Below are 3,599 nucleotides of genomic sequence, written 5' to 3'. Positions count from 1 at the left end.
CTAAACCACACAAACCCCAGACACCACGCACCCCATCGCCAAGTCCGACCGAAATCACCCTCGACGAAAAATCGAGGCTAGGATTCGGTGCGCTGTCCAAGAGCTACTTCCGCTTCGACCGACGCACCTGGGACGAGGAGAACGCCTTCTTCCACTACTTGGGTTCCGACGACGGAATGTGGGCGCAGTGGTTCACCCTGCCCGCCGCGGCGGGGCCAATTGTGTTGGCATTCAACGCCGGTCACCGCGGTCGATGGGTCGAGAACGCCTCGCCGAGCGAATTGATGACGACCGCGCTGCCCATTGCTCGGCAGCTCTTCGGCGCAGATGTCGCACCGATGCAGGTCATGTCGTCGGGCTGGACCGTCGACCCGTACGCGCTGGGCTCCTACTCGTTCCACGCGCCCGGTTCCGGCCTTGACGACCGACGCCGGCTCCAGGAACCGATCAGCGACCGCCTCTACCTCGCCGGCGAGGCCGTCACCGTGGACAATCCCGCCACCGTGCACGGCGCCTTGCTCAGCGGACGATCCGCAGCGGCGGAGTTGATGCGCCGCTTGAAATGAATTCTTGTGTAAATCAATACTTTGCTTGTCGGTGTCCTGCACCCACGCCTGGTCGTCGTACTCGACGGAGTACTCGATGGGGCTTGCGAAGAGCTTGCGGTGGCCGTCGCGGAATTCGGCAAGACCCTGGGTCAGCCCGTCGGAGAACATCACGAAGTCGGGGTCGTAATAGTGCTCGATGAGCTCGGCGTTCTTGGCCACCACCAGCTGCTCGAACAACTCGCGGAGCAGCGCGACGGTCATGCGGCGGGTTCCTGATCGCTCACGCGAGGCCGCCGGTCCAGGACCGGGGCACCACGCGCGGTTGCGCGCTGTATATGGCGGATTGGATGGAGGGCTCCATCGAGTTATCGGCGACGAACAGCAACTCGTCGCCGGCCGCCAAGACGTCGTCGGGCTTGGCGACGATCACACCGTCACCCCGAAGGATCGTCACCAAGGCCGTGTTCTTCGGCAGGTGCAGCTCACCCACGCGCTGCCCGACCAGAGGATTATCTTCGGGCAAAGTCAGCTTGGTCAGCGCGGCAAGCCCTTCCCGCAATCCCATCAACCGCACCAGGTGACCCACGTCGATGGCGCCTTCGATCCCGGCGACCATCGCGCCCGGGGCGGACACCGCCACGTCGATCCCCCACGACTGGCTGAACAGCCACTCGTTCCGCAGGTCGTTGATCCTCGCCACCACCCGGGGCACGCCGAACTCGGTCTTGGCCAGCAAACCCACGACGAGATTCGCCTTGTCGTCACCCGTGGCCGCGATCAGGACGTCGCAGGTCTGGATGCCTGCCTCCTGCAACGACGACAGCTCGCAGGCGTCGGCGTTCAACCAGTCCGCGTCGGGGACGGTGTTCGGCTCGAAGTTGCTGCGCTGTCGCTCGATCAACAAGATCTTGTGGCCGTTGTCCAGCAGCTCACGGGCGACGGAACGGCCGACGTTGCCGGCTCCGACTACCGCGATCCGCATCTTCCGCTTCACCACTAGAACATCTTCCCGTATCCCGCCTGCACCGCGCGCACCGTGCGGCCCCCTACTGATTTACTAACAGGCGAGCATTACCTGGTGCCGAGTCACCGCCCACCGCCGAGCACATCTGAGACGGGTTGAGACGGGATTTGAAGTGAGCCTGCAACAGCTGTACCTAGCCATGCTGATCGGCGGCCTCGTGCTGCTCGCCAGCATCGTGGGTACCCGCTTGGCCACTCAAATCGGGTTTCCCAGCATGCTGCTGTTCCTGCTGGTCGGAGTGGCCGTCGGCGAAGACGGACTAGGACTGAATTTCGACGACGTGCAGCTGGCGCGAAATGTGGGGACGGCCGCCCTGGCGCTGATCCTCATCGAAGGCGGCTTGACCACCCGGTTTTCCGATATTCGCTCGGTACTAGCCCCCGCGGTCACGTTAGCCACCGCCGGCGTCGTCATCAGCATGGTGGTCACCGCGGTCGGGACGCATTTTCTACTGGGGATCGACTGGCAGGTTTCACTGTTGCTGGGCGCCATCGTGTCCTCGACGGACGCCGCGGCGGTGTTCTCCGTCCTGAGAGTGCTCCCCCTGCCCCGGCGCATTGCCGGGTTACTGGAGGCGGAGTCTGGGTTCAACGACGCACCCGCCGTGATTCTGGTGCTCATGTTCAGCACCGTGCCCTTCGTGTTCGAGCCGGAGGGGGCGATCCTCGATTTGGTTTTCGAGCTGGCCGTCGGCACCGCGCTAGGACTGGCCATTGGCTACCTTGGTGCGGTCGCGCTGCGCCGCATCGCGTTGCCGGCGTCCGGTTTGTACCCGATTTCGACCTTCGGGCTGGGGCTTGTCGCGTTTGCGGCGGCCGGTGAGAGCCACGCCAGTGGATTCATCGCCGCATACCTGGCATCGGTGGTCCTGGCAAACTCCGGACTACCCCACAGAGCGGCGACCCGGTCCTTCGCGGAAGGGGTCGGCTGGCTGGCCCAGATCGGGTTGTTCGTGCTGCTGGGGCTCCTGGTGGACCCCAGCGAAGTGGCGCATGACGCGGTCCCGGCGGTAGTGATCGGCCTGCTGCTGCTGCTGGTCGCGCGGCCGCTGTCGGTGGTGGCGTCTCTGATCTGGTTCCGCATTCCCTGGCGGGAGCAAGCGTTTCTGTCGTGGGCGGGGCTGCGTGGCGCGGTCCCAATTGTGTTGGCCACCTTTCCGGTGGTCGCCGGCGTTGCCGATAGTTACCGCCTGCTCAACATCGTTTTCATGCTGGTGCTGGTCTTCACCGTCATACAGGCCCCGAGCCTGCGGCCCATCGCAAAGAAGTTGGGACTAATCACGCGCGAAACCACCCGCGAGATTCAGGTCGAAGCGGCGCCCCTCGACGTGCTCGACGCCGAACTGCTGACCATGAGGGTGCAACAGCAGTCGCGGTTGCACAACGTCACCATTGTCGAGTTGCGACTGCCCGACCCCGCCGTGATCACGCTGATCATTCGCAAGGGTCATACCTTTGTCCCGATGCCCGACACGCGCATCCAGGCCGGCGATGAATTGATGATCGTCACCACCAGCAAGACGCGCGCGGCCACCGAATCCAGACTTCGGGCGGTGAGCCGGCGCGGCAAGCTCGCGTACTGGTTCGACGAGTACGGCGAACCCGACTAGCGGCGTCAGACGGACGCCAGGACATCCTCGTCGCTGACGTCCTCCGCCTTCGGAAGGGACGGCACCCGGGTGGCTCGCACGTAGACGGTGTCGCCGTCCTTCAAGGCCAGCGCCTCGGCGTCCCCGCGGGTGATCTGGGCGGTGAAGGGCACTCCGTCGGCGCCGGTGAGCTCCACCCGCACCTCGAAGCCCAGCTTCACCACCCGGTCCACGGTGGCGGGCACCACCCCGAGTGCGTCCGCGCTGCGATCACCGCCCGCAATCGCCAACTCGGGGCTGCGGCCGACCCGGATGTCGTGCGGGCGGACCAGTGCGCCGTTGAGCGTGGACACCGCACCCAGAAACGACATGACGAACGGATTGACCGGGGTGTCATAAACCTCGGTGGGCGACCCGACCTGCTCGATACGCCCCTTGT

At 65.0% G+C, this 3,599-nt stretch carries 5 protein-coding genes; 3 read left to right on the top strand and 2 right to left on the bottom strand.

Annotated elements, in window-relative coordinates:
* Both BST27_RS29785 and BST27_RS32830 read left to right on the top strand, forming a co-directional pair.
* The coding region (locus BST27_RS29785) for a flavin monoamine oxidase family protein (RefSeq protein WP_139805460.1) at positions 1–566 on the top strand (566 nt) is incomplete at its 5' end.
* Positions 567–587: 21 nt separating this feature from the next.
* Positions 588–824 carry a hypothetical protein gene (locus tag BST27_RS32830; RefSeq protein WP_079219932.1) on the top strand — a complete coding sequence of 79 codons (237 nt, stop codon included), beginning with the start codon at positions 588–590 and terminating at the stop codon, positions 822–824.
* A 4-nt stretch (positions 825–828) separates the two neighbouring features.
* On the opposite strand, the gene BST27_RS29775 is transcribed toward BST27_RS32830, so the two are convergent.
* The gene (locus tag BST27_RS29775) at positions 829–1,530 is read right to left on the bottom strand and encodes a potassium channel family protein (protein ID WP_069422631.1); all 702 of its coding nucleotides are present in this window, start codon (positions 1,528–1,530) and stop codon (positions 829–831) included.
* A gap of 154 nt (positions 1,531–1,684) precedes the next feature.
* Between BST27_RS29775 and BST27_RS29770 the strand changes: the two genes are divergently transcribed.
* A complete protein-coding gene (locus BST27_RS29770) occupies positions 1,685–3,181 on the top strand; it encodes a potassium/proton antiporter (protein ID WP_069422629.1) in 1,497 nt (498 codons plus the stop codon).
* A 5-nt stretch (positions 3,182–3,186) separates the two neighbouring features.
* Here BST27_RS29770 and BST27_RS29765 read toward each other — a convergent pair.
* Positions 3,187–3,599 (bottom strand): TOBE-like domain-containing protein (locus BST27_RS29765; protein ID WP_139805459.1); only part of this gene is annotated, 413 nt, incomplete at its 5' end.

The organism is Mycobacterium intermedium (assembly GCF_002086275.1).
Classification (GTDB): Bacteria; Actinomycetota; Actinomycetes; order Mycobacteriales; family Mycobacteriaceae; genus Mycobacterium; species Mycobacterium intermedium.
This window is presented reverse-complemented; position numbering and strand designations above follow the sequence as displayed.

Coding starts and splice junctions, on each gene's coding strand:
- BST27_RS29775 (WP_069422631.1), bottom strand. CDS start 1,530: ATGCGGATCGCGGTAGTCGGAGCCGGCAACGTCGGCCGTTCCGTCGCC.